This is a genomic window from Parabacteroides sp. HGS0025, assembly GCF_000969845.1.
Classification (GTDB): Bacteria; Bacteroidota; Bacteroidia; order Bacteroidales; family Tannerellaceae; genus Parabacteroides; species Parabacteroides gordonii.
In genome coordinates, this window is sequence record NZ_KQ033905.1 from 84,356 (window position 1) to 109,628 (window position 25,273).

The following is a 25,273-nucleotide window of genomic DNA, read 5'->3' on the forward strand; positions in this document are numbered from 1 at the left end:
AACGCTCAAAAAACTTTTTTCTTTTTACTTGTTTTATCCGATAAGACTCCCTACTTTTGCCCTCGTACCCCGGTATAGAGTTATCGGTCAGTACGTTTTATTGATTACAAGAGCGTTTAAAGATATTATCCTTCAAATGAAATCTCGACAATTTCAAACCAAGTGGATAATAGCAACTAAAACGCTCACGTACCTTTCCTTGTTATATCTGTTCATAGGCATTGCTGTGTGCAAATGTTTGTATGGATGTACAAGATAAAAGGGCGTGGGTCGTTGTTGTTCGTATCACTTGGTTGGGCAGTCGAGAGCCTCATTTGGAGATACACATATCAACAACTTCCTGCGCCTCTTTTATTTTTTAATCATCCAGTGTGGGGAAGTCCTGGATAAACAAACACAGTATTAATATGAACAGGGTAAATCTACTCTCAACCGACCAGTCATCGTCGGGAAGTAAGATGACAACAACCGGACAGGCGAACCACACCGGAAGTACACGAACCAAGGCCGCGAAAGGCTTATTCTCTCACTTTATGTTTCTGGCAAGCTTGTTGTTGATTACGTTGCTGACTTCGGGGAAGGTGCTGGCACAAAACGTTAATGTGACAGTGACTGATGCAAAGCTAACGGTTACTCCAGAAGAAATAACAAAGGGTGCATCAGGAGCATCGATCATACTTGGGGTTGCTCCTTCGAGTGCTCAAGCATACAAGTTACCCACTGAAATAACTGGCATTACCGTTAATGGGGGTACTGTTAATAAAGTCGAGGCTGGTGTTGTAGAAGAAGCAGACGGTTTCACCTATTCGGCAGGACAAATAACTATAGGATCAAACGTAACAATCGATGGTGCTGTGGAAATTACCGCTGCTGCTGTGGAAAAGAGCACGGATGTTACTTTAAGTGATCTAACTTATAGTGGTGCCGAAGGCCCGGCAATTACACTTGAGGGTGGTAAATTTGCTTACACAGTTGAACTTACCGAGTTTGTTGCTGACGAAACTTCTATCACTTTAACTCCGACAGTCACGGCTACCGGTTTAGCGACAGCATCAGAGACCTCTATTACTTATAGCGGCATTGAAACAGAAGCAAAAATTACTGTAACAGCAGAAAACACAACAGTAACACAGGAGTATACTATCACATTCAAATCTAAAGATAAGCTAGCTACAGTTGAGAGAATCGATGTTGCTCAGCTGTCAGCCCGTTATTCTACTAGCGCTGCAGCTCTTGAAGCTGCTGAGTTTGTTGAGAATGCTACTGTTACATCAACAAGAACAACTGTTAATTCTCTACCCATCACCTGGTCTTATGACGCAGCTGACAATGACGGTCATGATTATAACGCTGCTGGTGGTGTAACGAATAATTTCAGATGGGAACTGGCTTTAGGTGAATTAGTTAATCCAGATCCGGCAGTAGAGATAACCGGAACAGTCGAAGTTGCAAATGTTGATGCTAACACAAGTACTGATTTATCTGAATTTACTTATACGGTTCCTCAAGGTGAAGCTACTCCTGTAGGTGGGAACTTGAACGAAGATCAATACAATATAGAGCTTTCCTACAAGACTGCTTTGAACGCAGAGATCACCGTTAATGTAGCAAGTACCGACTATGCAACAGCTAAAGTTGGTCAAGGAGAACCAGCTAAAGCATTTACCGTTACTCTTGATGGAGGAACAGGATCATTAGAACTGATCATCACTGCAGAAGATGGAATACAAAACCGCACTGTCACGATCAACTTCACCGTTGGAGCAAAACCTGCAAGCACGGATGCTTCTATCTCCAAACTGTCTTATCAGATTGAAGATGGTGAGGTAGTAGATATTAACGCTCCTAAAGAAGCAGAAACCGCAACCAACGACGTTACCGTTCCTTTCAACACAACGTCAGTAAAAGTATCTGTTACCCCGACCGATAAGGGGGCAACAGTGGCTCTGACTGATGAACAGGCTCCATCTGTAAATGATCTACCTGCTGAAGAAGCAGTAACTCCAACAACATTTGAAGTTCCAATCACAGGAGCAACAACAGTGTTTAAGTTTACCATCACTGCCGAAGATGGTGTGACTAAAAAGAACTTTAGTATCACGTTTACTGTTGAGGATGAAAAGATAACAGAAGTAACAGTTCCTGCCACATACAAACTGCCGGAAGTAGCAGCTGATATAGAAGCAGTCAAACTTCTGCTGGCTAAGATGGAAGGTGTTACTATTAAGACAAACGGTGGTAATACCGATCTGAAACTGGAATGGTCGTATGATGCTGCGGATAATGATAATGAGAGTCACACAGAAGGTGCTTTCAATGCTGCCGGAGGTGCAACGAATGTCTTTACCTGGACTATTCAATCAGCTTTAGACGTAATTGCCGGTGGAGTAGAAAAAACCGGAAAAACAACTGTAACTAACCTGAAGGTAGTAACAGGTGAAGTAACAGATGTAGAGATTACCGAACAAAACCCGGTCGACAAGATCGGTGACGGTGGAACGACTCCTACAACAATAGAAACTGTAATAGTTGCTGCCGGAACAAGTGCCAAACAACTGACCATTGACAACGCAACCGTTAGCTCTGCATTGACATTGAATGAGTCAATCGGTGAGATTGTATTGAAGGCGGCAACGATCAAAGATGTTACTTTGATTTCCGGTAAAGAAACAAAGATCACTTTGCAATCAGGCAACACGATCGAAAAGATCACCAATGCCGGAACGCTGACATTGCAGAATGGAGAAGCTACACCTGCCGTTGCCACTCAGTCAATGGCTATCGGAACACGTGCTGCTCTCGCAAACAATGGTGCTGTAGGTGCTGTAGAGAACAACGGTGTCTTTACCGATATGACAGCTACAATCGTTACTGTAACAGGAGCTGCCGATCTGTCTATCACTTCCCAGCCAACAAGTAAGTCGACAACCGGAAACGAAGTGACTCTGTCTGTTAGTGCCGAATCAAATGGTAATCTTTCTTACCAATGGCAAGCATATTCCGCTAGTGGTTGGGGAAATGTAAGTAGTAGTACAGACAAAGCTTTGAAGATCACCAAAACAGCGAACGGAACGACACAATATCGTTGCGAGGTGAAGAGTACAAATAAAGGAGAACCTGCAAAGACCACCACTCTTTACACCCAGGCTGCCTCTGTTCAGTTTTACACAAGTACTCCGGATGAGCCGTCAAATCCGTCGACACCTACTTACACCGTATCACTTGATAAGGTAACAGGTGCTACTTTCAGCAAAGGCGAAAAGACAACCGTTGATGCAGGCGATAGCTTCTCTTTCAAAATCACGTTGGATAAAGATTATGACCAGTCGAAACCGGTTGTAACCGTAGACGGCAAAGCCATCACAGCAGATGCCGACGGCAGTTATACAATCAAGAATATTCAGACAGATATTAAGATCGTGGTATCAGGTATCGTTAAGAATACGGCTACCGGCATTGAAGATACTGTTGAAGATGCTGCCCGTGCATGGACTGTAGGTTCTACCTTATATATACATGTACCGGAAACTTCCGACGTATATGTAGTTAGTGGTACCGGAGCTTTGCTGCAACAGCTTCGTGGCGTATCGGGCGACTACAATATGCAGTTGCGTGCCGGTTTCTATATCGTACGTATCGGTGAAGTATCACAAAAGGTGATTATTCGCTAAGCGGTATTGATAGGAGTGTATGCAAAAGGGGGACGATGATATTATCGTCCCCCTTTTTATGCTCGTTGTGTCGGTGTTATTTTACTGCTGATTGAACCATTCGCGAATGGCATCGATCAGTATCTGGTTTTCGGCTGTCGTCTGGGTAGACAGGCGGATGTATGTTTCATCCAGTCCACGGAAGTTGGACGCGTCGCGAACCAGGATGCCGTAGTTGTCCCACAAGTATTTTTTCAGTTCGGCAGCTGTCCCTTTTTTCAGACGAACAAGGAAGAATGTTGTGGAAGAAGGGATCACTTCCAGATTATCGAATTTGTTCAACTGGTAGATCAGTTCGGCTGTTTCGCGTTGCCATTTGCGGATGGGCAAAGTGAACTGTGCCGGATGGATCAGGATATATTTGCTCGCTTCCAGTGCTATCGCATTGATAGACCAGGGAATGATATATTTGTTTACCTCGTTTACAATTTCCGGAGAAGCGACAAGATAACCGATACGCAGTCCCGGAATGTTGTACGCTTTGGAAATAGACTGGATAAGGATCAGGTTCGGATGGTTCTTTACGTCCGAAGGTTTCAGCATATCTTCGGTAGTAAAGGCAACATACGCCTGGTCGATGATGAATTTCGTATTGCGGTTGGCTGTGAGCAATCCGAGTATCTCTGTGCGGTGAAGCAGTTTGCCATCCGGGTTGTTCGGGTTGCATATCCAGCAGAAATCCTGTCCTTCCAAAGAAAGCTCCGAGAGATCGTCGGAAGTGGAGAAGAAGCTGATCTCATGTTCATGCAAGCGGCAGGCGTCTTCATATTCGGAGAAGGACGGAACAGCGATCATTGATTTGGCCCCTCTCCATGCCTGGGCGATCAGATAGAAAGCGGTAATGGAACCGTTGGTTACTACTACGTTCTCTTCTTTTATTTCGTATCGACGGGCGAGTAACCGTTTGAGTGAAGCGGCATCCGGTTCCGGATAACGTGTCAGTTTATTGAATTGCTCGTTGAGATGTACCTGGAGCTTTTCAAGGTTGGCGCCGTGCCATACATTGGAGCTGAAGTTTATCTTTACTTCGTTCTGTGAGTTGTAAAAGTCGTCACCGTGTCCGAATAGCATACTTTATTTGTTTTTAGTAATTAATGTTGTTATATAAGGTACTGCAAAAATACTAATCTTTTTGGCTTTTTCTATCAATTGACTTATAGATTGCGTCCTGTATGCGTGTTCGTATATCCAATGCACTCAGCTTGCTGTTGGCGCGCGACGGGTTCACCCTGTTACAGAGGAATATATAAAGTAGCTGGTTGGTGGGATCCACCCAGAAGCAAGTCCCTGTAAATCCGGTATGTCCGTAGACGGATGGCGGTGTCAGGCTGCTACAGGGCGAACCTTTATGCGAACCTACGGCCGGTTTGTCGAACCCCAGCCCGCGGCGGCTTGTCGGACTTTTACTTTGCGTAAAGAGACGGCAGGTTTCGGGCGACAGGTATTGCTCGTTGCCGTACTTCCCCTGGTTAAGGAACAGTTGCAAAACCTTTGCCAGGTCGTTGGCGTTGGAGAACAGTCCGGCATTACCGGATACGCCACCCTGGAAAGCGGCAGCTTCGTCGTGCACATATCCCCGGATCAGCTGGCGACGCACGAACTGGTCGTCTTCTGTGGGGACGATCTGCAACGTATCCATCACTTTCAATGGGTTATAGGTGGTGTGACGGGCGCCCAGGCGGCTGTAGAAATCGTTGTGGAGCAGTTGATCCATCGGTTGCTTCATCTGGTTTTCCACCATCATCTTCAGCATGATAAAGTTGACGCAGCTGTACACATATTTGCCGCGTGTACCGAGACGGGAGTCTTTTATCTCCTGCATGATACTGTCTTTGAAAGAGTCGTGGAGATAGAAGTCACGTGCCACTTCGGTCGTGAAACCTGGTTTCTTTTTATCGGAAACCAGGTCGGGCAGGTATTTGAAATTGTTGCGGACAAAGGTCTTAGCATCGAAGCGCACCGGGTGGGTGGCATTCTTTTCGCGGCTGTAGAGACTACCTTTATAGCTGTCTTTGTCGATGGCATTCAGGTAAAAGTTGATGGTGGAGACTACGCCCGACTGGTGGTAGAGCATTTCCTTTATATTCAGATCCTTTTTATTGGAGTCTTTCAGCTCCTGGATATATTCCGATATCTTATTGTTGAGCGTGAATTTCTTTTCATCATACGCCTTCATGACTGCCAGTAAAGTGCCGGCTGCTTTGGAAGCGGAAGCCAGATCGTAGACCGAATTTTCCCGTACAGGCTGGCGCTCGCTGTAATCGAAATAGCCGAACGATTTGTCATAGATCACCATGCCGTCTTTCGCCACAAGCACCTGACAACCGGGATAGGCTTTCTTTTCCAGTCCCTCTTCTACAATGGAGTCGATCACATCGAGGCGTATCGGGTTGGCACCGGCTTCTTCGGGTTCATGGTAACCCAGCCGGGTCTTTTCCGTAAAAATGCCGGTTCCTGCATAGTAAAGTCCGGGGATGGTAACAGGCAGTTTTCCTTTGGCGGGGATACCTCCGAATATCAGTTGGGCGGCATATTCCTGAGCCAGGGGAGTCGCTTCATATCCCATGACGACTGCTTTGGCTTTCTGTATGGAGTTTTTGTAGTCTTTACAGAAATAGGGCAGGGTGAAGAAGGCGTAAACCAGTTCTTTCTTGCTGGCCAGTGTGCGGAGCAACTGGCTTTCCGGTATCCGCACGGTATGTATGCTGCAAATGATAACATCGTATTTTTCCAGTTGCCTGTAAACCTGCTGAACTTGTGCCGCTGTCGAGCTACGGCTGATACTGAAGCAGGCCACGGAGTCGTAACGGCCCAGCATCTCCTGGAAATCGTTTCCTACGGGTGAACCAATCGACAAGGCGGCAATTTTCTTTTTATCCAGTTGCCGGAGCGGAATCATGTCGGCTTCATTCTTAAGCAGCGTGATTGCTTCCGCATTCAGTTTGGCGGCCAGCCAGGCGGCGTGCGGCGAGTTCAGTCGCTTGCTTAAGCCTTTGACCTCTATCGGACTATATTTGTTAAGACCGGTAATGTATTTATACTGAAGTATCTTGATGCATTTGGCTTCGATGTCTTCTATATTGAGGATACCTTCGTCTATCGCTTCCTTCACGGCAGTGAAGTCATTGATCGGGGCGGCCGGAGCCAGCAGGATATCGTTGCCTGCCAGTAAAGCCTTTACCGAAGGATTGTCCAGCTTACTGGTCGTCGCGCCTTTCATGGCCAATGCGTCAGTAAAGCAGAGCCCCCTGAATCCTAATTCCTCTTTCAGCAATCCGGTAACTATCGGGCGGGAGAGGGAAGAGGGCAGATTGCGTGTTTTGTCGAGAGCCGGAACATAAAGATGCCCGGTCATAACACCTGCATATCCATCATATATGTATCGTCTGAAAGGATAGAGCTCGACACTGTCCAGACGTGCCCGGTCATGATGTACGGAAGGTAGTGTGTTGTGTGAGTCTTCCGAGGTATCTCCATGTCCGGGGAAATGTTTGGAAACAGAGATAATACCTTCCCCTTCCAAACCGCGTGCATAAGCGAGGCCTTTGTCCGCTACCGCTACCGGATTCTCTCCGAAGGAGCGCAGGCCGATTACCGGGTTGTCGGTGTTGCTGTTCACATCTATGTCGGGGGCGAAGTTGATCTGAATCCCCAGTTCTTTACACTGGCGGGCTACTTCTTTTCCATATTCGGTGATCAGTTTATTGTCTTCGATCGCTCCCAGCATCATGTTCTTGGGAAAACGGGTCGTACCGCTTAAACGCATCGACAATCCCCATTCTCCATCCAACGAAACAAACATAGGTACGCGAGAGGCTTTTTGAAGCCGGTTGGTCACTTCAGCCTGCGTCACCGGATTTCCTTTATGGAAAAGGATTCCGCCAATCTTGATTTCATTTACGTACCGCAGGAGCCGTTGCATGTTGCGGTTGTCTGATTTAGGTTCGGCTATGACCATAAAAAGTTGCCCGATCCGTTCATCGTAACTCATCGCGTCAAACACCGAATCTACCCAGTGATTCATTTTTGCCTGATCGACGTTACGGTACATATTAGGAATAGTCTGTGCTTTGGCAGTTAATAAACACACTGCGCAAAACAGTATTGTAAGTATCTTCCTCATCTTCACGTTATCATTATTATCCCTCAAAAATAGGAAAATTAGTTGAAGTTTTACCTGAGTGAAGTAAATGTTTTATCTATCTTTGTATCTGATTGATCAAAGGAATAATATTATTAACTATGAAATAAAGAATCCAAATGGGAAATAAAGAACGTTTATTTGAGAGTCCTGCTCTTTTGACAAATGTCAGACAGTTAATCGAACAAAGTCGTCTCCGAGTCGCTTCCGTTGTAAATTCAGAAATAAGTATGCTTTATTGGTCTGTAGGCAAACTAATTAGTGAGGATATACTGAAGAATGAGCGTGCTGAATATGGCAAGCAGGTCGTTGCATCTTTGTCACAGCAGCTTACATTAATATATGGAAAAGGATGGAGTGAAAAACAATTACGGCATTGTATGCGATTTTTTCAGGTATTTCCGGAGAAACCAATTGTCTCTACACTGTGGAGACAATTGACGTGGTCGCATATTAAAGAGGTTTTACCTATTGAAGATGGCTTAAAACGAGATTTCTATATAGAAATGTGTAAAATGGATCGTTGGAGTGTTCGTATTCTTCGTGAACGCATTGATTCCATGTTATATGAACGTACTGTTATCAGTCAGAAACCGGAAGAAACAATCAGCAGCGAGCTTCAAGCATTAAAAGAAGAGGAAAAACTATCTCCCGATCTTGTATTCAAAGATCCTTATTTTCTCGATTTCTTGGGATTGAAGGATACTTATTCGGAGAATGATTTGGAATCGGCTATTATCGCATCGGCTTGATCCTTTGTGCAGGGAAAAGTGAGGAGCATGTTGAGCTGATGCAACTGGATAAATGCAATATTAGAGTGGCAGATTATTTAACTAAGCTACCGGATAAGAGAATCCTTGAAGAAAAGCTTAGACTTTCAATAGAGCGTGCAAAAGTAAGGTTAGACAATCGTTCGGATAAAGAGAAATAGGTCATAGCGAGTGAATTATTACTTAAACTATTTGCGTATCAAATAAATCTTTCGTTACTTTGCATCCGCTTTGCGCAATCTCTGTCGGGAGAAGTAGCCCGTTATATTGCGTTTCGTTTAAAATTACAATTAAAAAGCTATAAAACAATGGATTTAATTAAGATTGCAGAAGAAGCGTTTGCTACGAAGAAGGAATATCCTTCATTCAAGAGTGGTGACACTATTACAGTAGCTTACCGTATCAAAGAAGGTAACAAGGAACGTATCCAGCAGTACAGAGGTGTAGTTATCCGTATCTCAGGACATGGTGACAAAAAACGTTTCACAGTTCGTAAGATGTCTGAAAACGTAGGTGTAGAGAGAATTTTCCCGATGGAATCTCCGTTCATCGAAAGCATCACTGTAAACAAACTTGGTAAAGTACGTCGCGCTAAATTGTATTACCTGCGTGCTCTTACTGGTAAGAAAGCAAGAATCAAAGAAAGAAGATTCTAATCCTTCGGGGTTTAATTGCCATAAAAAAAGGTTACTCATTGCGGGTAACCTTTTTTTATGCCCTTATGCGGGCGTTTCGCCGATGTTTTTGTCCGTTTCGTCGGTTTGATTTCCCTTTGACTGCTGAATAGGTTTATCTTTGACCATTATAAATACTATTCTTATGCAACATTCCGTAAAAAACAATCTGGTGATTGGTTTTATCGTGTCAGTGCTGTTAAGCCTGTTTGTTAACTTTTCCATGCTGATGCTTACTTATAAGATGCAGTCGCTGGATTTGCCTTTTCGTGGCAGGCATTCGTTCGGGGACGAGTTCCTTTACTATTCCCTGTTCTGGTTCTTCATGTATGCCTTTCTGTTGTTTATGCTGAACTCGCAGATATATAAGCTGGGCGACCGCCTGTTCCATAATAAAGAATATAAAACGATGCTGTTGGCGGCTGTACTGACGATCGTCTGCGGGGTGGCACTGTTTCTTTTATACCCCGGCGTACAGCGTTTCATCATGACGGATCTCCTGCAGATGGATGAAATGTTTCGGGCGGATAGCTTTACGGTTATGGAGCGGGCTCCCGATATGGCAGTAAAACCCGGGCCGCCCGATCATCGTATGGCTGTAACACTCAGCCGGGGAATAGATCATCCGAGGCCATTCCTGACAGAGCACCTGCTTATCCTGCTGACTGTCTTGTTGAGTGTCCTTCTGATACGCCTGCTGAATGGAAAACAACAGATGATGTTGGAATATGAGAAACTCAAGACCGAGAAACTCCAAACTTCTTATAACGCCTTAATGGGACAGATCAACCCCCACTTTTTCTTTAACTCCCTGAATGGATTGAATTCGCTGATACGAAACGGCGAGAAGGAACAAACGCTGACTTATCTCGACGAACTGTCGAACGTGTTCCGCTATATCCTGCAGAGCAATAAGAAAGAAATGGTCACCCTGGCAGAAGAATTACAGTTCGTAAAAGCCTACACTTATCTGCTGAGCGTGCGTTACGAAGGCAAGCTATTCTTCTCAGTACAAGCGGCTCCCGCTCTTCTGCTTTGCTATCTTCCCATCCTTAGCGTGCTACCCCTGATCGAGAATGCAGTCAAACATAACGTGATCAGCAAGCAGTATCCGTTGCAAATCGACATTTATACTACAGAAGAGCATGCTTTGGTGGTGTCCAATAAAGTACAACCGAAGGTGGAGGAGGGACATAGCAGCGGCATCGGACTTAAAAATCTTTGGGGACGTTACCGGCTGCTGACCGGGAAAGATATTACGATCTCCAACCGGAAAGAATACTTCAAAGTCTCTCTCCCTTTGCTGGATACGCCGGTCAAAGCATGAATTATGAATTATCGAAACGAAAAGATTGTATGAAAGCTGTCATTATTGAAGATGAAACTGCTGCTGTAGGTAGCCTGAAGGCTATCCTGGCGCAGAACTCCATTATTGCGATCGAAGTAATAGCGGAGTTGGAGAGTATTGAGGAGAGCGTGGCATATTTTCGGGAAGAACCTCATCCCGACATTATCTTTATGGATATCCACCTGGCTGATGGCTCGGCTTTTAAGATCTTTGAGCAGGTAGAGATCGAAGCTCCCGTTGTTTTTACAACTGCTTACGACGAGTATGCCCTGCAGGCCTTTCAGGTAAGCAGTATCGATTATCTGTTGAAGCCGGTTACGCTGGCTTCCCTGGAACGTGCCTTAAGTAAGTTGCGCGTGTTCAGCCCGGAAGAACGTCTGGCACATATCCGGCAAACGAATGACACGATCCAGAAACGGCATGTGATAAAGAGCCTGCTGATCATGCTCACCGACAAATTCTATCCCTTACAGGTTGAGGAGATCCTTTATTTCTATACGATGAACGAAAAGGTGACCGCCTATACTTCCGACGGAAAGCAACACCCGGTAGACCGTACGCTGGATACCTTGAGCGACCAGCTCGACCTGAAAGACTTCTTCCGTGCCAACCGCCAGTTTATCATCGCCCGTAAATCCATCAAGGATATCGACCTCTGGTTCGGCAGTCGCCTGTCGGTCAACCTGACCTTACCCGTTCCCGAACGTATCATTATCAGCAAGACAAAGACGCCTGTATTTAAAAAGTGGATATTGATGGAATAGTTTTCCGGTGGAATACTGCATCACAAAAGCAAGTTTTTTCACCCTGCCACTTCGGGCGATTCACCGATCAAGTTGTACCATTTATCGGTGGTTAACCTTTGTTCACCGAATATTCTTATTTATTTGTAGTGTAAACTAAAAAGAGAATCAACTATGTTGAAATGTATTACTTTCGATGGAGATGCTTCTACGTTGAACACCCTGATGGGTTATTTTGAGAAGTTGGATAAAGCACTCGCTGACGTGCATGACGTTTTGCACAAGGAACAAACCGAGCAACCTATATTTGTTCGGGAAGGAAGTAAGATCATTCGCCTTCGCAGAGAGGAGATCCTTTTTCTGGAAGGCTATGGCGATTACGTCAAGATTCATCGTACAGTGGGCAAACCCTTGCTTTCGCAGGTCAGCCTGAAGCGATTTGAAGAAAATCTTACCGACGGATTGTTCTGTCGTGTACACCGCTCCTATATCGTAGCTCTTTCCCATATCAGCTACATCGAGCGGAAAAGGATACGCATCGGTGAGGAGTTGATCCCCATCAGCGATTCTTACCTGCCTGCCCTTATGGGGCGGCTGGCGTTGCAGGAATAGGTAGATCCTGTTCCTGATAACTAAAAAGATTTTATAAAAATGTAATTGGAGAAACAATGCCGTGATTCCGTCTGTTTGGAGGAAAATTAAAAACAAATAGACTATGAATTACGGCATTAGTGTTTTATTCAGGACGATCCCTTTGTTGATGGCTTTGTTTTGTTTCGGTTATGGTTTGTTCGTTTATGAATATGGAACAGATCCGGGTAAGTTTGTGGCAGGGCCGGTAGTATTCTCTCTGGGGATGATCTGTATCGCTCTCTTTTCCACAGCGGCGACGATTATCCGGCAGATCATAAACACCTTCGGGATGGTGAGCCGGTACGCACTTCCGGCACTCGGTTATCTGTCTGCACTGCTGACGGTGATCATCGGGATCCATATAATGGAATCGCCCGATACTTCATCGTTCGTAGCCGGTCATGTTATCTGCGGAGTAGGGCTGATCACGGCTTGTGTGGCTACTACGGCTACCTCTTCCACCCGTTTTACGATGATCACCGTCAATTCCAAAAAGACGGATCACGATGTCCCACCCGAAGCGTTTACCCGTGCACAGGGATTGACCTTGATCGCTATTGCCGGGCTGATTGCACTAGCTGCTTGGATATGGGCTTTCTGGTTGCTGGCCAACAGCGGGCATGGTTCCAAATATTTCGTGGCCGGACATGTGATGATCGGATTGGCTTGTATCTGTACCAGCCTGATAGCATTGGTCGCCACTATTGCCCGCCAGATACGGAATATCTTTTCACCGACCGAGCGCGAAATATGGCCGATCATGGTATTGATCATGGGTAGCCTGTGTGTTATCTGGGGAATAATCCTGATCCTGGCGACAGCCAATGCGGCAAGCGGTGCCACGGGTTATATCATGATCGGACTTGGATTAGTTTGTTTCAGCATATCCAGTAAAGTGATCCTGTTGTCGAAGATATGGCGGCACGAGTTCAAGCTATCCAACCGTATACCGTTAATTCCGATCTTTACGGCACTGACTTGCCTGTTCCTTTCCGCTTTCTTGTTTGAAATGGGCTCGGTTCATGGATATTATTTCGTACCGGCCAGGGTCTTGGCGGGATTAGGTGGTATTTGTTTTACCCTATTTTCTATTGTCAGTATCCTGGAGAGTGGAACGTCTTCCAAATAAATAATTTATATTCTTGATATATTGCAGGGGCAGGTTTAATTGATCTGCCCCTTTTCTTATTGAAAACCCTTACAACTTTATCTTATAAAACAACTCGCTCAACGTATAAGTCACCGTTATCCCTATGACATCTTTTTGGTAAGTGTTGTTTTTTAGTTTGGTGCGGTCGTAGAAGAGGGCGGCGTTGATCTGTCCGTTGGAGACAGGCAGGCCGAAACCTAAACTGGCCCGCCATGAAAGGCCGGATTGCCCGCTGATGTTCATATAAGGGGTGGAGACGTCCAGTCCGGCTTTGTAAGACATCCGTTTCCAATAGCTGCTTGAAGAATACCCGTTCGGGAAGTAACAGACCCCGGCACGTACTTCGTGTGCATCCTTGAACTTCACCCGGCTGTCGTTGGATATCATGGAGCTGTATTGCTGAAACTTATAGTCGAGCGCATACGTCCATTTCCGGTAGACCAACGATCCGCCGATCCCCATGTACTGCGGGAGATATTGGGAGGAACTCTTGTCGCTTTCTTCCGTTTCCACGTTCCCGTTCGTTATGATGGTCGAATTATCTATCTTCAGATGTTGCTTGTATCCGTAAACCGCCCCGAGCGTAATCGATTTATCCTTGGCAATATTCCGGTGATACTGGATCCCGAAATCAGCATAAAAGGCATTCGTATACATTTTGTTTTCGACAGTCATGCTACCCTGATTCTCTGACGCCTTTATATTCCCGAAAATATAATTCAGGTTCACCCCAACAGTCAAATGTTTGGAAAGCATGAAGGCATTGGTCAGATACACCTTGGAAAGACCACCATATCCTTCGAAGGTACTGGTATAGTAAGAGTTGGGCGAACCTTCCAACGGCTGCGTACTCTGGAAATAGTAACCGACCGACGAGTAAGGAGTCAGCCCGGCAGCCATATACCAGCGGGGCATGATCCGTCCGGCTAACGCAAAAGCCGATACGTTGCCGGAGAAAGCATCGCTGCTTCCGCTTTTCGACTTATACGATTCGCTTTTGGCGAAGGCAGACGTTTCGGCAAAGAGCCTGCATGAGTCGAGTCCCGAAAGTCCGGCCGGGTTCTCTGTGTTTATCAACGAGGAATGGCGCATCCCGGTGGAAACCCCACCCATCGCCGAATTGGAGCCGTACAATCCGGTTACGATCTCACCGATACCGAACATGGAATAAGGCGAGGAAGTCATAATATTTTGCGCGTTTGCTGCCGTTGCAGTCAGCAGGAGGGAAGAGAATATATACTTAATAGCTTTCATATATTTTGTAGATTAGCTGTAATACGATGGGCGATTTGCTTTGACAGTCGCCAAAGGTCATGTTCTTGAATGTTTGGGTGTAGCTGTCTTCGTTCAGCACCAGTTGCAGGTTATGCTTGTTTATTCCGATTGTACCCAGTTCCTGCTGCATAAAGTCGGTGACATCGAAATAGTAATACGTATTTTCATTATATACATTATCTTTTACAAGCGTTCCGCCCTGTACTTCCGATCCGAGGTAGTCTTTTACGGCATCGGTAACGACGTTGTTCTCGTCGGCAATATAGAGATAGATACTGTCGGGGAGCGCATTTATATCCGAGTAGGTGCCCAGTTCGGGGTACAGTTTGAGCATGGCCGACTCTATCACCACCCTTTCCCCCAGTTTCATGATATTGTTGAGGTGGGGGAACTCCAACCGGGCGAACCAACCCAACCCACCGAACAATACCCCCCGGTTGTCGAGAGCTTTGGAAGGTATTTCAGCGTCCTTTGCAGGATAAGGCTCCATCAGGGTTCCGCTCCTGTCGTGATCGATATGGCTGAAGTGAGTGGAGGTGTTAGGGGCGAACACCAGCTCCTGCTCGTTACTCTCTTCCCCGATGATATGGTAATGCAATACCATTGTCGACATCGTATCGGCCAGTTGGAAAGAGAGTATCGAATGGCTGTCCGGATTGTCGGGAACTATAACGACTCCTTTAAAGTAATTCTCAAAACGTTCGGACGACACTGCTTCATCCCGTTCGTGGAAACGGGTCAGCAGGTTTTGCCCCAATTCGTCCGGCAGGCGGATTTCCAATCTGTTGCCGGCCAGCGGGCGGGGTTTGAACCTGCAACTACCTATGGGAGTAGGATCGTAGGTAAAGGAAGAGGTATTATATAAGTAACCGTTGTCGTTGAGGAGAACCTTTTCCGTTAGCTGGTAAACCGAGAACTGCTGATACTGTAAGGTATCGCCCAGGCAATAACTACCGTACGACAGCGACAGGATCAGTGAGTCCAACACTACTGTCTTGCTGATATCCGTGCTGTAAGTGGGGCGTGTATAAGGTATATATCCCGTCGATTTCATCGTACCCCAAAGCGAATGCGTATATTCGCCGATCAGTGCCACCCCTGTCCCGGATGTTTCCAGCGAGTCGATCAGTACGGAAGTGATGACGACTGTTGAGGTATCGGTACTGATATTGCGAAAAACCGAATCGACCAGTCCGTTGCCGTATTTATTACTTTCGTCATAGCAGGAAGAAAGCAGGCAGCCGGAAAGGCATATCCAAAATAGAAAAAGAATCTTATTCATATACATTATATATATTAGTAATAGAGTCTGTTGATCGGGCAAAGAACCGCAATCGCCTATTCTTGTGCAAGAATAACCTGTCAAACGCTGATATTGCTCCATTAACGGTTGAAATCGGCAGGTCAACCAGTCTGCGGGATGCGGGAGGGGGCTTTACCCCCTTTTTTAAGGCATTCACCGAGCAGGATGGCCTGTTTGCCGATTTAATTTGCCGGACAACAAAAAGCCCTGTTCTTTTGTGACCGTAAAACAGTAACACGCTATATGATGACACAAAAAAGATTATTTCTATTCCTGATAGCACTGCTTCCGGTGATGATGATCTCCTGCGGTGACGATGATGACGATGATTTGCAAGGTAAATGGTATCGTATGTCCGACTTCGACGGTCTTGCCCGTAGTTATGCATCTTCGTTTACCATCGGGAACAAAGGATATTTGGCCTGCGGGTATAATGGGAAAACGAAACCTCTCTCCGACGTATGGGAATACGATATGGATCGGGATTCATGGACGCAGAAGGCCGACTTCCCCGGTGTAGCCCGCAACACGGCCACTGCAATGACTATCAACCAGAAAGGCTATTTAGGCACCGGTTATGATAGTGAAAACTATCTGAAAGACTTTTGGGAATACGATCCGGCGTCGAACACCTGGACACAGAAAGCCGATTTCCCCGGTTCAGCCCGTTATGACGCGACTGCGTTCGGGATCAACGGGAAAGGATACATGGGTTCCGGTTATGACGGCAACTATCTGAAAGATTTCTATGTTTTCGACCCGTCTACCAACAGCTGGACGCAGATCGTCAGTATCGGCGGAAGCAAACGCCGCGGGGCGACCAGCTTTGTACTGGATAATATCGCCTATGTCTGCTGCGGTACGAACAATGGAGGATATGTGGATGATTTCTGGAAGTTCGACCCGTCTGACGGGACATGGACGCAGTTGCGCGATATGTCGGACTCATCGGATGAGAGCTATGATGATGATTATAATATAGTACGGACGAATGGCGTAGCCTTAGTCATCGACGGGGCAGTTTATCTGGCCTGCGGTGAGAGTGGAGGTGTACGCTCCGATACTTGGAAATACTATCCTACAACCGACTTGTGGGAGAAGGTAGCCAAGTTTAAGGGAACAGCCCGTAGCGCCACGGTCGCTTTCTCCAATGGTGAGAGAGGATTCGTAGCAACCGGTAGTAGCAGTACCTATTACTTTGATGACATTTGGGAACTTCGCCCTTATGAATTTGATGATGATGACTATTAAAGGTAGAAAAGCCCTGTGGGGGCTATGCGTACTGCCGGTACTGATTCTATTTGTTTACATCTGTTCCGGAGAAAAGGGGTCTCCGGACGGCCGGCAACCGGAGTTGCAAACGTATCGATTGGGGAATGGCTGGGGATACCGGATCCTGATGAATGATAAAGTGTTGATTGATCAACCCACCATTCCTGCAATTGATACATTAATGGCTTTTCCCGATGAGGCGAGTGCCCGAAATATCGGTTCGCTTGTCCGTGACAGGATTGCCAATAATGAAAACTTCTCTATAACAAAAGAAGATATTCAACATTCACTCTCTGATTTAAATAAACGATAATTCAACGTAAACGTCGAAAGGGCGGCCAGTGATGGTCGCCCTTTCTTTTTGGGGTAAGTGCGGTTCACGAACCGCACTTACGAACTGCCCTTACAGGAGCACCTTGAATCGTTCGTCTCCGATGCGGACGAGGTAGACACCTTCCGGCAAGGGAAGGGCTATGGCTTGGCCGGCGGTGAGAGGTTGCAGCTTTTGCAGTCTGCCGTCGGCGGTGAAGATATAAGCCTGACCGTCGGTTGCCGCTTCGATATGCAGATAACCTTCGGCAGCCCATACTTTGGACTGGTTTGCCGTAACCGTTTCGTTGCCTACCGGATCGGGGTTCTTTATGATACCGTCGATCAGGATTTGCACATCGCTACGCACATACTTGACGATATATGCGCCGTCACTACTGCGAGGTTGAATTGTTTCACCCCGGTCGGTTGTTATCACGGGCTCAGACTTATCGTACTCCTTATCGAGGGTCAGGTAGAAACGGAAACTGCCCCATGCTTCCACTTCATAATCGCCTGCTATGGGATCGGTGGTTGCTCCTTCTACTGCCGGAAGGGTTACCGTGTGGTAGACTGTCGGGGTAGTGGAACCACCTCCGTCACCTTCATTTCCTCCTCCGGATTTTGCTTCAAACTCGGCGGAAAGAGTGATGTCGCCTGTAACGGTATAGGTGTTTCCGTTGATCGGATTTCCGCCTGCCGTCAGCTGTTTTAACTGGTAGCCGGTGGCGGGGGTGACGGTGATCGTGAGTACGGTACCTTTGTCTACGGTATTTGCACCTGCTGTCAGAGAAGTTCCGTCAGGTTTCTTAACTTCGATGCTACCGTTGGCTATTGCTGCGTCTACTGTTACCGTATGAGTCATTGCAAATGTAGCTTCGACAGTCAGGTCGGTACCTTTTGTGGCAAGGTCGCTGCCAACAATATAGCTGCTGCCGGATGTAAAGTTGCTACCGGATACTTTCAATGAAGCCGTTTTGTAAGAACTGTTCGGTTTGGCTGTGATGGTCAGCTCCGTATTTGCCGGTATATAATCGCCATCGTTGTAGAGGGTGCCTCCGGAGGTACTCTTAACTTCGATGTTTCCGTTTGCATCCGATGTAGTTGTCAGTTTAAATCCGATATAGAGTAATTTATCTATATCGCCCTGACCGTTGATAAGCGCTCCACCTGTTGTTTTCAGCTTGGGTAGATTGGGGCCGGCTATTGCCCTACTAATAGTCATATCAGTCCATGCGATATCCCATGCGTCAGGGTCGGAAGGTGTACAGTTTGCTCCGTTCCAGTCTCCTCCGTCGTTTTTATCCGCACCGATTGTCGTCCAGCTGCCGGGCATCAATGTGGTTGCGTAATTGTTGGAGAGAGTCGCACTTGAGTTATATCCCTTTTCGCCCAGAATACGACCGGAATGGAAATCCGGACGGCCATCCGTGTTTGTTAAATCGAATTCTTCTTTGCTAAGAGCCAGGCAATTCGTTATACGACTCTGTTCTGTCGGTTGACCATAAATACTAGAAACACCTCCGATTATACCTCCGGCATAAGCGCTACCACCTCCGCCATCACCGCCGTGTATCCCTTTTATTTTACAGATCGAATAGCAGTTGCTGACAGTCAGGTTTGTTCCGGAGCCTGCAATGCCACCTCCATAAACTAAATAGGTAGACACAAGGCTTATATTACAGGTGGAATAACAATTCAGAATGGTAGATTGAGATCCTTTTCCGATGATACCTCCAGCAGCTGTAGAGCCGAATGAGTTTAGATCTGCTATTATCGCTCCTCCTGTCGTGTAACAGTTTTGAATGGTGGAATTATCTTGAATCTCTCCGGCTATACCTCCAACAAGAGTATTACTAGCTCCTGTCGAATTGAGCGTTCCGAACTTTACCCCCAGATTCTCGACTGTCCCGCTTTCAATGACACCAAATAAGCCAACTTGTGTTGCCCCTTCCGCGTTCAGTCCTTCGATTACATAACCATCGCCGTTAAAGGTTCCTTTGAAAGGGGTGGCAGTCGAGCCGATCGGTGTCCAGTTGTCGCCGTTATAGCCGGTCAGGTCAATATCGTTTGTCAACTTGTAAGAGCCTGCCAGATGTGCTGCATTCGTATTGATAGCGGCCAGCTCGGCTGCGGTACCGATGGAGATTGGTGTTGTCTCTTTGAAAACGTAGGGTTGTGGTGTCGATGACTGGAACGGGTTTGTATCTTCCTTCTTTAAGGTAGGCATACATTTATCCCAATCGGCGTTTGCTTCCCACTTGCTGGTACCTATCCAGGTGGAGATAGGGGCGGCACCATCGGTTATGTTATCCCACTTCGTGCCATTTGCTGCATTGTCATAACTCGGGGCTGCTCCGTTTACATTAGTTAGCGGAGAGACGTAATTGGTGCTATTACTCAAATCTGGAGCGATTGCATTAACCTTTTTATTTTCAGTTGGGCCATTATCGATAACAAGAGAAATATCCCGGCTTAACACCAAACAGTTGGTGATTGTTCCACCTATGGATATACCACCGACTTTCCATCGATAATTACTATTGAGGCAATTAGCAGCATGCGCCGTCAATGCCCCTGAATAACAGCAGTTGGTGATCGTACCTCCAGAACCTATTCCTGCCACCTCGATAAAGTTATTCCCTTGTTGATAAATAGCATTTTCGCAGTCAAGCGTTATATCTATTGTAGCATAACAGTTCTCGATTGTACCATCTGATCTTCCTGCTATGCCACCCATATGGGCATCAACCCCATCCAAGTCTCCGTCCCAATAAATGCCACCTCCGGTAACATAACAGTTCTCGATCGTACTGGAATTTTGAACTCTTCCTGCTATTCCACCTGCATTGAGACTTAAAGTCGGTTCTGAATTATTGGGGGCGCATATATGTATGCCGCCCGATGCTATTTCTACTCCCAGGTTCTTAATCGTACCGTTTTGACCGACCTCTCCGAATAATCCCTCACTTCTATTTTTTTGGGCTGGGTTGGTTGCCGGGATATACAGTCCGGATATTGTGTATCCATCGCCATCGAAAGTGCCTTTGAAGTGGCTGTCAGGGATGCCGATCGGTGCCCAGGCGGTGCCGCCCAGGTCAATGTCATTCTGCAATTTGAAAAACTTACCATCAAAGGTTGTAGACTGGTTCGCTATCTGGTCTGCCATCCATTCCAGATGCGCCCGCTCTCTGATTTGATAAGCGGAACCCTCACTATTACCGTCTCCAGAAGGAGGTGTACCTTGTCCCCATGCTGTCATTGGCAGGAGATAAACCATAACGACCGTCAGTAGTAGCCGGAAAGTTGTTTTTAGTAAATAATGTTTCATGTTATATTTTATTTAATTGATATATTGTCGTCCTATCCGCTCACATAGGGTGAGCCTATACGGGAGCATAGGGTGTCCCTATCCCCTCACATAGGATGACCCTATACGCTCACATAGGGTCATCCCATAAAAAGTTTATTCGATTACGGGGCGGTCGTCCTCGCCACTTCCGCCGCCATCACCAACAGTGAGTAAATAGGGGAAGCGGTTGCGGCGTACGGTTTTCACGGTCTGCTGGTTGCTACCGCCGTATTGGGTGGCTACTTCCAGATAATATTTACCGTCGGCCAGTGCCGGGATAATAAAGGAGAAGTAAGAAGGATCGTTGCGCGAAATGTAAATCATCGGGACAGCCGTTTCTGCTTCGGTTTCCGAGTTGATAAAGAAGAAACCTACGGTATTGCCTTCTGTACCTACGATTTTAACCCGTTTGCCTTCACCATTGAGGGTATTTCCCGGAGTGATCTTTCCGTTTACTGCACCGGAGAATATATCGGTCACTTTGGTAACGGTCGGAAGGCCTTCCACTACTTCACCGATGATCACGCTGATACCTTTCATATCCGTTTTAACTTCCTTAATGGGAGTGCTGCGGAGAGTGACGTTATTCTTTGCCGGATCGAATTTAGCCTTCGGCCCGATAAAGGAACCGTCTATTCCGAGAGAGTTGTTTGTCAATCCGAATTCTACGGTAGAACCGGAGTACAATTCATCCTTTGCAGTCGCCTTCAGATCGTTGTGGGCGGCCAGTAATTCGGAAGCAGAGAATTTGCTTTTACCGCTTGCTGCGATATTGCAGAGGTCTTCGATCGAGCGATTTGCCACGTAAGTAACGTTGGCTGTGAAGTCATCTTCACGCTCTGTCAGCATGTTAGCCACTAAGGTGGCGACGATGCTACGTTTTTTAGGTTCGTTTGTTGCCATAGGCTTTATTAGATTTATTAAGTTCGACTAGAACTGTGGCAATAGCATTGATTTTCACGTTAGGGAAGCTCTTAGCCTTGTACTAAATACGATAGGATCACCGATATATCCATAGAGTTGGAATGTGGTTTGTCCTGCTTGTGGTACTCTGAGGGTACCAATTATATGACTGAAAAAGATAGAATAAGTATCTTTTTTAGCGTTAAACCTTGATTATAATCTTATGATATAAGTTGTATTTGTGGATTATTCCTATCTTTGCGGCTATTATGAACATAGTTCTAGTCGGACTATGGTTTCTTGTCGCTAATCTATCATCAGTTTCCTTCTTTTCTTTTTAGCAAGATAGGACAAGTGCTTTCTCTAACCGTCTCTTATCTTTGTATCGAAATACAATCCGATATGCAACAAAGACCATCTACAACAGAAGAATATCAGCGTAAAATAAATATCATCGTGGAGTATATCAACAATCATTTGAGCGAAACAATTGATTTGGATATACTGGCAGAAATGTCCGGTTTTTCGCCCTGGCATTTCCACCGGATCGTAAAAGCATTCCTGGGGGAGAATATCGGTGCTTTTATCATCCGTATGCGAGTCGAGACTGCCGCCCGGCTATTGCGCTACTCTGATATGCCGGTACAGGAAATATCCTGGCGCGTAGGATATGATGTACCGTCTTCCCTGTCGAAAGCCTTTAAGCAATTCTATGGTATTTCACCGAATGATTATCGTAAAAATAAAGAGTACATTATTATGAGACCTGTTGAAGTAAGACATGATTTAAATATAGAAACTGAAGTAAAAGAGTTCCCCGACCGCCAGATAGCCTATGTCCGTTTGTCGGGTGCCTATATGACCCTCGATTTTTGCGGAGCCTGGCAGAAGCTATGGGGTTTTGTGAAGGAGCAGAACCTGTATTCGGAAGGGATAGAACATATCTGTATCTATCACGACGACCCCAAAGTGACGGAACCCGACAAGCTGCGGACGTATGTCTGCCTGATCTTGCCAAAGACGGCCGAACCGAAAGGGGAGGTAGGCGTGAAGGTGTTGCCGGCTGCTAAATATGTCGTTTTCCGTTATAAGGGTTCGTATGAAAATCTGAAAGCGGTCTATGATACGGTCTATCTGCACCTGCTTCCCGAAGGCGGCTACAAGACGCTCGATGCACCGGGATATGAGCAGTATCTGAATAATCCGGCTAATACCGCTCCCGAAGAGCTGATTACCGAAATTCATATTCCGATCGAATAAATTAGTATATTTGCCGGCATGGAATCGTTTCAGACAATGTTGCCATCGCCGGCACTTGCTCCTTATGTCAGGTATTACTGGCTGTTGGAGACGGATAGTCCCGTTCTGGGTACTGAGCGCGTGATCCCGTCGGGAAATGTGCAGATGCTTTTTTACCGGGGCAATCCGATCCGGTTTTCTTCTTCCCTTGATGAGCGCCTGGTAGACAATCAGGTGCTTTTGTCCGGTCAGTTTATCGGTTTCTCCGACCTGAGCTTTACCGGTACGATAAAAATTCTGGCCGTTATATTCCGTACCCACGCGGCAAGTGCTTTCTTCCGGATGCCTGTAAGCGAACTCTGCAATCGGAAAGTTTCGGCCGATGAAGCGGGCGACCGCGAATTGCAGGAACTGGAAGACCGTATATTATATGAAGCAGACGACCTGAATTGTATCCGCCTGGTCGAACGTTTCCTCTTATCCCGCCTGAATCCGCCGAAAGAACATAACCTGGAGCGGATGTTCTCCGCTATACATACCATCAACCGAAGTAAAGGGGAAGTCCGTATTTCCGATCTGGCTTCTTCCGTCTTTCTTAGTACCAAGCAGTTTCAGCGTGTGTTTACCGGACATGTGGGGATCAGTCCGAAAGAGTTTCTGCGGATTGTCCGTTTCCAGCATGCTTTATATGTGTTGCAATCCAACCCCGGCATGAGCTTCTCCCAACTGGCGTATGAATGTGGGTTTTATGACCAATCCCACCTGATCAATGAGTTTAAAGTCTTTTCCGGTTATACGCCGAAAGAGTATCTGGCTGCTTGTGCTCCCCATTCCGATTATTTTTCACAGGAGGATGAAGGGGGATAATCCGGAAAAACTTCTATATTTGCAGGTGTAATAATTAATCCAAGTGTTCAACTTATGAAGTGGCAACTCTGTATATAGCGTCGTTTTCCCTCATATAAGGCAAAGGTTCTCTTTGTCTGTTATTCGCTATCCTATTTATACAGGGTACAAAATCTTATATTTTTATTAATTGCCGTGCTGCATTCTCCCCGGGAGGATGTACACTGACGTATATATACTAAGTTGAATTATGAATTTTACATACAAACAAATATGGCTCATCAACTTTCCTGTGATGATGAGCATTCTCATAGAACAGTTGATCAATATTACGGATGCTATCTTTCTGGGACATTATGGGGAGGTGGAACTTGGGGCTTCCGCCCTGGCCGGAATGTATTATCTGGCTATTTATATGCTGGGGTTTGGTTTTAGCCTGGGGCTGCAAGTGATGGTAGGCCGCAGGAATGGCGAACGGAATTACCATGAGACGGGTAAAGTATTCTTTCAGGGATTGTTCTTTCTTCTTGTACTGGCCGGGTCTATGTTTCTTCTGTCCTGGTTCTTTTCCCCGAAACTGTTATCCTGGCTGATTACTTCGGAAGAAGTCTATGAGGCCGTTCTAAAATATCTTGACTGGCGTATCTTCGGCCTGTTGTTCACCTTTCCGGCTTTGGCTTTCCGTGCATTCTTTGTCGGCATCACAAAGACCAGGATCTTGACGATCGGCGCGATCGTTATGGTGACGACTAACGTTCTGTTGAATTATCTGTTGATATTCGGGAATCTGGGATTTCCCCGGTTGGGGATATCGGGCGCTGCGCTGGCCTCCACGATTTCGGAACTTTCCTTCCTGATCGTTTTAGTTGTTCATGTTTACCGTAAAGTAGATAGGCGTCATTACGGGTTGAAGCCTGTTTGCGAATTGCCTTTGTTGATCCGCCTGCTTCGTCTTTCGATATGGAGCATGATGCATTCCTTTACGGGGGTGGCACCCTGGTTCTTATTCTTTGTGATGATAGAACACCTGGGAGAAGCACAACTGGCCATTGCCAATATAGTGCGTAGCATCTCGACCGTCTTTTTTGTCATAGTATGTTCTTTCTCTACGACAACCGGATCGCTGGTCAGTAATCTGATCGGAGCGGGAGAATATAAAAAGATCATGCCTTTATGCCGGAAAATGATGGGGCTGAGCTTCCTGCTGGGTATTCCGTTGATTATGCTTACGCTCTTTTTCTCGGATGAGGTGATAGGTATCTATACAAGAAATCAGGAATTGATACGGGATGCGTTCGGGCCTTTCGTGGTGATGCTGTCTAATTATTTCCTGTCTGTCCCGGCGCATATCTATTGTAATGCCGTGACGGGAACGGGTAGGACACGTACCGCTTTTGTGTTCGAGTTGATAACGATTGTTCTTTACCTGCTTTATCTGTTCCTGATAGTGGTTCGGTTTGACGCACCTCTTGTAATCTATTGGACAGCAGAACTTTTGTATGTTTTTGTCCTCTTTGTACTGTCTTATTGGTATATGAAGGTGAGGTACTTTAAAAGATACCTCCCCTTAGTCTAAACAATTCATTCTCTGTATGGTTTTAATAA

The 25,273-nt window shown here is 46.1% G+C and carries 18 protein-coding genes; 12 read left to right on the forward strand and 6 right to left on the reverse strand.

The window, feature by feature from the left end; translation table 11 throughout:
* The first annotated feature begins 407 nt into the window (after positions 1-407).
* Positions 408-3,671 carry a cadherin-like beta sandwich domain-containing protein gene (locus tag HMPREF1212_RS24450; protein WP_046151500.1) on the forward strand — a complete coding sequence of 1,088 codons (3,264 nt, stop codon included), beginning with the start codon at positions 408-410 and terminating at the stop codon, positions 3,669-3,671.
* Positions 3,672-3,752: 81 nt separating this feature from the next.
* On the opposite strand, the gene HMPREF1212_RS24455 is transcribed toward HMPREF1212_RS24450, so the two are convergent.
* Positions 3,753-4,781: a pyridoxal phosphate-dependent aminotransferase gene (locus HMPREF1212_RS24455; RefSeq protein WP_028730685.1), complete on the reverse strand. Its 1,029-nt coding sequence runs from the start codon at positions 4,779-4,781 to the stop codon at positions 3,753-3,755.
* A 52-nt stretch (positions 4,782-4,833) separates the two neighbouring features.
* Positions 4,834-7,833 carry a glycoside hydrolase family 3 N-terminal domain-containing protein gene (locus HMPREF1212_RS24460; protein WP_046151501.1) on the reverse strand — a complete coding sequence of 1,000 codons (3,000 nt, stop codon included), beginning with the start codon at positions 7,831-7,833 and terminating at the stop codon, positions 4,834-4,836.
* Positions 7,834-7,970: 137 nt separating this feature from the next.
* On the opposite strand from HMPREF1212_RS24460, the gene HMPREF1212_RS24465 reads away from it, so the two are divergent.
* From HMPREF1212_RS24465 to HMPREF1212_RS24490, 6 genes are all read left to right on the forward strand, one after another.
* Positions 7,971-8,603: a DUF1016 N-terminal domain-containing protein gene (locus HMPREF1212_RS24465; RefSeq protein ID WP_232430217.1), complete on the forward strand. Its 633-nt coding sequence runs from the start codon at positions 7,971-7,973 to the stop codon at positions 8,601-8,603.
* Between the two features lie 326 nt (positions 8,604-8,929).
* Positions 8,930-9,277: a 50S ribosomal protein L19 gene (gene rplS, locus HMPREF1212_RS24470; protein ID WP_028730688.1), complete on the forward strand. Its 348-nt coding sequence runs from the start codon at positions 8,930-8,932 to the stop codon at positions 9,275-9,277.
* 163 nt (positions 9,278-9,440) lie between these two features.
* Complete coding sequence (locus HMPREF1212_RS24475; RefSeq protein ID WP_046151502.1) at positions 9,441-10,622, forward strand: sensor histidine kinase; 1,182 nt, start codon at positions 9,441-9,443, stop codon at positions 10,620-10,622.
* 29 nt (positions 10,623-10,651) lie between these two features.
* Positions 10,652-11,407, forward strand: coding sequence for a LytR/AlgR family response regulator transcription factor (locus tag HMPREF1212_RS24480; protein ID WP_028730690.1), 756 nt, complete (start codon positions 10,652-10,654; stop codon positions 11,405-11,407).
* 153 nt (positions 11,408-11,560) lie between these two features.
* A complete protein-coding gene (locus HMPREF1212_RS24485; protein WP_046151503.1) occupies positions 11,561-11,998 on the forward strand; it encodes a LytR/AlgR family response regulator transcription factor in 438 nt (145 codons plus the stop codon).
* A 103-nt stretch (positions 11,999-12,101) separates the two neighbouring features.
* Entirely contained in the window at positions 12,102-13,148 is a 1,047-nt protein-coding gene (locus HMPREF1212_RS24490; RefSeq protein ID WP_046151504.1) for a DUF2776 family protein, read from the forward strand.
* A 69-nt stretch (positions 13,149-13,217) separates the two neighbouring features.
* On the opposite strand, the gene HMPREF1212_RS24495 is transcribed toward HMPREF1212_RS24490, so the two are convergent.
* Both HMPREF1212_RS24495 and HMPREF1212_RS24500 read right to left on the reverse strand, forming a co-directional pair.
* Positions 13,218-14,423, reverse strand: coding sequence for a PorV/PorQ family protein (locus tag HMPREF1212_RS24495; RefSeq protein WP_046151505.1), 1,206 nt, complete (start codon positions 14,421-14,423; stop codon positions 13,218-13,220).
* Positions 14,410-15,726, reverse strand: coding sequence for a DUF4270 family protein (locus tag HMPREF1212_RS24500; protein WP_046151543.1), 1,317 nt, complete (start codon positions 15,724-15,726; stop codon positions 14,410-14,412). The genes HMPREF1212_RS24495 and HMPREF1212_RS24500 overlap by 14 nt, the downstream gene beginning before the upstream one ends.
* A gap of 267 nt (positions 15,727-15,993) precedes the next feature.
* Between HMPREF1212_RS24500 and HMPREF1212_RS24505 the strand changes: the two genes are divergently transcribed.
* Positions 15,994-16,998 (forward strand): Kelch repeat-containing protein, encoded by a 1,005-nt coding sequence (locus HMPREF1212_RS24505; protein ID WP_046151544.1) that lies wholly within the window; start codon positions 15,994-15,996, stop codon positions 16,996-16,998.
* Positions 16,985-17,332: a DUF4907 domain-containing protein gene (locus tag HMPREF1212_RS24510; protein WP_232430218.1), complete on the forward strand. Its 348-nt coding sequence runs from the start codon at positions 16,985-16,987 to the stop codon at positions 17,330-17,332. Before HMPREF1212_RS24505 ends, HMPREF1212_RS24510 begins: the two co-directional genes overlap by 14 nt.
* 90 nt (positions 17,333-17,422) lie before the next feature.
* Here the strand turns inward: HMPREF1212_RS24510 and HMPREF1212_RS24515 are convergent, their stop codons facing one another.
* Complete coding sequence (locus HMPREF1212_RS24515) at positions 17,423-20,659, reverse strand: InlB B-repeat-containing protein (protein ID WP_157317134.1); 3,237 nt, start codon at positions 20,657-20,659, stop codon at positions 17,423-17,425.
* Between the two features lie 135 nt (positions 20,660-20,794).
* On the reverse strand, positions 20,795-21,583 hold the full coding sequence (locus HMPREF1212_RS24520; RefSeq protein ID WP_028730698.1) for a DUF4469 domain-containing protein: 789 nt from the start codon (positions 21,581-21,583) through the stop codon (positions 20,795-20,797).
* A gap of 402 nt (positions 21,584-21,985) precedes the next feature.
* On the opposite strand from HMPREF1212_RS24520, the gene HMPREF1212_RS24525 reads away from it, so the two are divergent.
* The 3 genes from HMPREF1212_RS24525 to HMPREF1212_RS24535 all read left to right on the forward strand — a co-directional run bounded on the left by HMPREF1212_RS24525 (position 21,986) and on the right by HMPREF1212_RS24535 (position 25,244).
* Entirely contained in the window at positions 21,986-22,843 is an 858-nt protein-coding gene (locus tag HMPREF1212_RS24525) for an AraC family transcriptional regulator (protein WP_046151507.1), read from the forward strand.
* A gap of 18 nt (positions 22,844-22,861) precedes the next feature.
* Entirely contained in the window at positions 22,862-23,689 is an 828-nt protein-coding gene (locus HMPREF1212_RS24530; protein WP_046151508.1) for an AraC family transcriptional regulator, read from the forward strand.
* 229 nt (positions 23,690-23,918) lie between these two features.
* On the forward strand, positions 23,919-25,244 hold the full coding sequence (locus HMPREF1212_RS24535) for an MATE family efflux transporter (protein WP_046151509.1): 1,326 nt from the start codon (positions 23,919-23,921) through the stop codon (positions 25,242-25,244).
* Positions 25,245-25,273: the final 29 nt, after the last annotated feature.

Bases quoted from the DNA above. Each gene is read 5' to 3' on its own strand.
- HMPREF1212_RS24495 (WP_046151505.1), bottom strand. From the start codon at position 14,423: ATGAAAGCTATTAAGTATATATTCTCTTCCCTCCTGCTGACTGCAACG.
- HMPREF1212_RS24460 (WP_046151501.1), bottom strand. From the start codon at position 7,833: ATGAGGAAGATACTTACAATACTGTTTTGCGCAGTGTGTTTATTAACT.
- HMPREF1212_RS24490 (WP_046151504.1), top strand. From the start codon at position 12,102: ATGAATTACGGCATTAGTGTTTTATTCAGGACGATCCCTTTGTTGATG.
- rplS (WP_028730688.1), top strand. From the start codon at position 8,930: ATGGATTTAATTAAGATTGCAGAAGAAGCGTTTGCTACGAAGAAGGAA.
- HMPREF1212_RS24455 (WP_028730685.1), bottom strand. From the start codon at position 4,781: ATGCTATTCGGACACGGTGACGACTTTTACAACTCACAGAACGAAGTA.
- HMPREF1212_RS24480 (WP_028730690.1), top strand. From the start codon at position 10,652: ATGAAAGCTGTCATTATTGAAGATGAAACTGCTGCTGTAGGTAGCCTG.
- HMPREF1212_RS24475 (WP_046151502.1), top strand. From the start codon at position 9,441: ATGCAACATTCCGTAAAAAACAATCTGGTGATTGGTTTTATCGTGTCA.
- HMPREF1212_RS24535 (WP_046151509.1), top strand. From the start codon at position 23,919: ATGAATTTTACATACAAACAAATATGGCTCATCAACTTTCCTGTGATG.
- HMPREF1212_RS24515 (WP_157317134.1), bottom strand. From the start codon at position 20,659: ATGAAACATTATTTACTAAAAACAACTTTCCGGCTACTACTGACGGTC.
- HMPREF1212_RS24520 (WP_028730698.1), bottom strand. From the start codon at position 21,583: ATGGCAACAAACGAACCTAAAAAACGTAGCATCGTCGCCACCTTAGTG.
- HMPREF1212_RS24500 (WP_046151543.1), bottom strand. From the start codon at position 15,726: ATGAATAAGATTCTTTTTCTATTTTGGATATGCCTTTCCGGCTGCCTG.
- HMPREF1212_RS24510 (WP_232430218.1), top strand. From the start codon at position 16,985: ATGATGACTATTAAAGGTAGAAAAGCCCTGTGGGGGCTATGCGTACTG.
- HMPREF1212_RS24465 (WP_232430217.1), top strand. From the start codon at position 7,971: ATGGGAAATAAAGAACGTTTATTTGAGAGTCCTGCTCTTTTGACAAAT.
- HMPREF1212_RS24525 (WP_046151507.1), top strand. From the start codon at position 21,986: ATGCAACAAAGACCATCTACAACAGAAGAATATCAGCGTAAAATAAAT.
- HMPREF1212_RS24505 (WP_046151544.1), top strand. From the start codon at position 15,994: ATGACACAAAAAAGATTATTTCTATTCCTGATAGCACTGCTTCCGGTG.
- HMPREF1212_RS24485 (WP_046151503.1), top strand. From the start codon at position 11,561: ATGTTGAAATGTATTACTTTCGATGGAGATGCTTCTACGTTGAACACC.
- HMPREF1212_RS24450 (WP_046151500.1), top strand. From the start codon at position 408: ATGAACAGGGTAAATCTACTCTCAACCGACCAGTCATCGTCGGGAAGT.
- HMPREF1212_RS24530 (WP_046151508.1), top strand. From the start codon at position 22,862: ATGGAATCGTTTCAGACAATGTTGCCATCGCCGGCACTTGCTCCTTAT.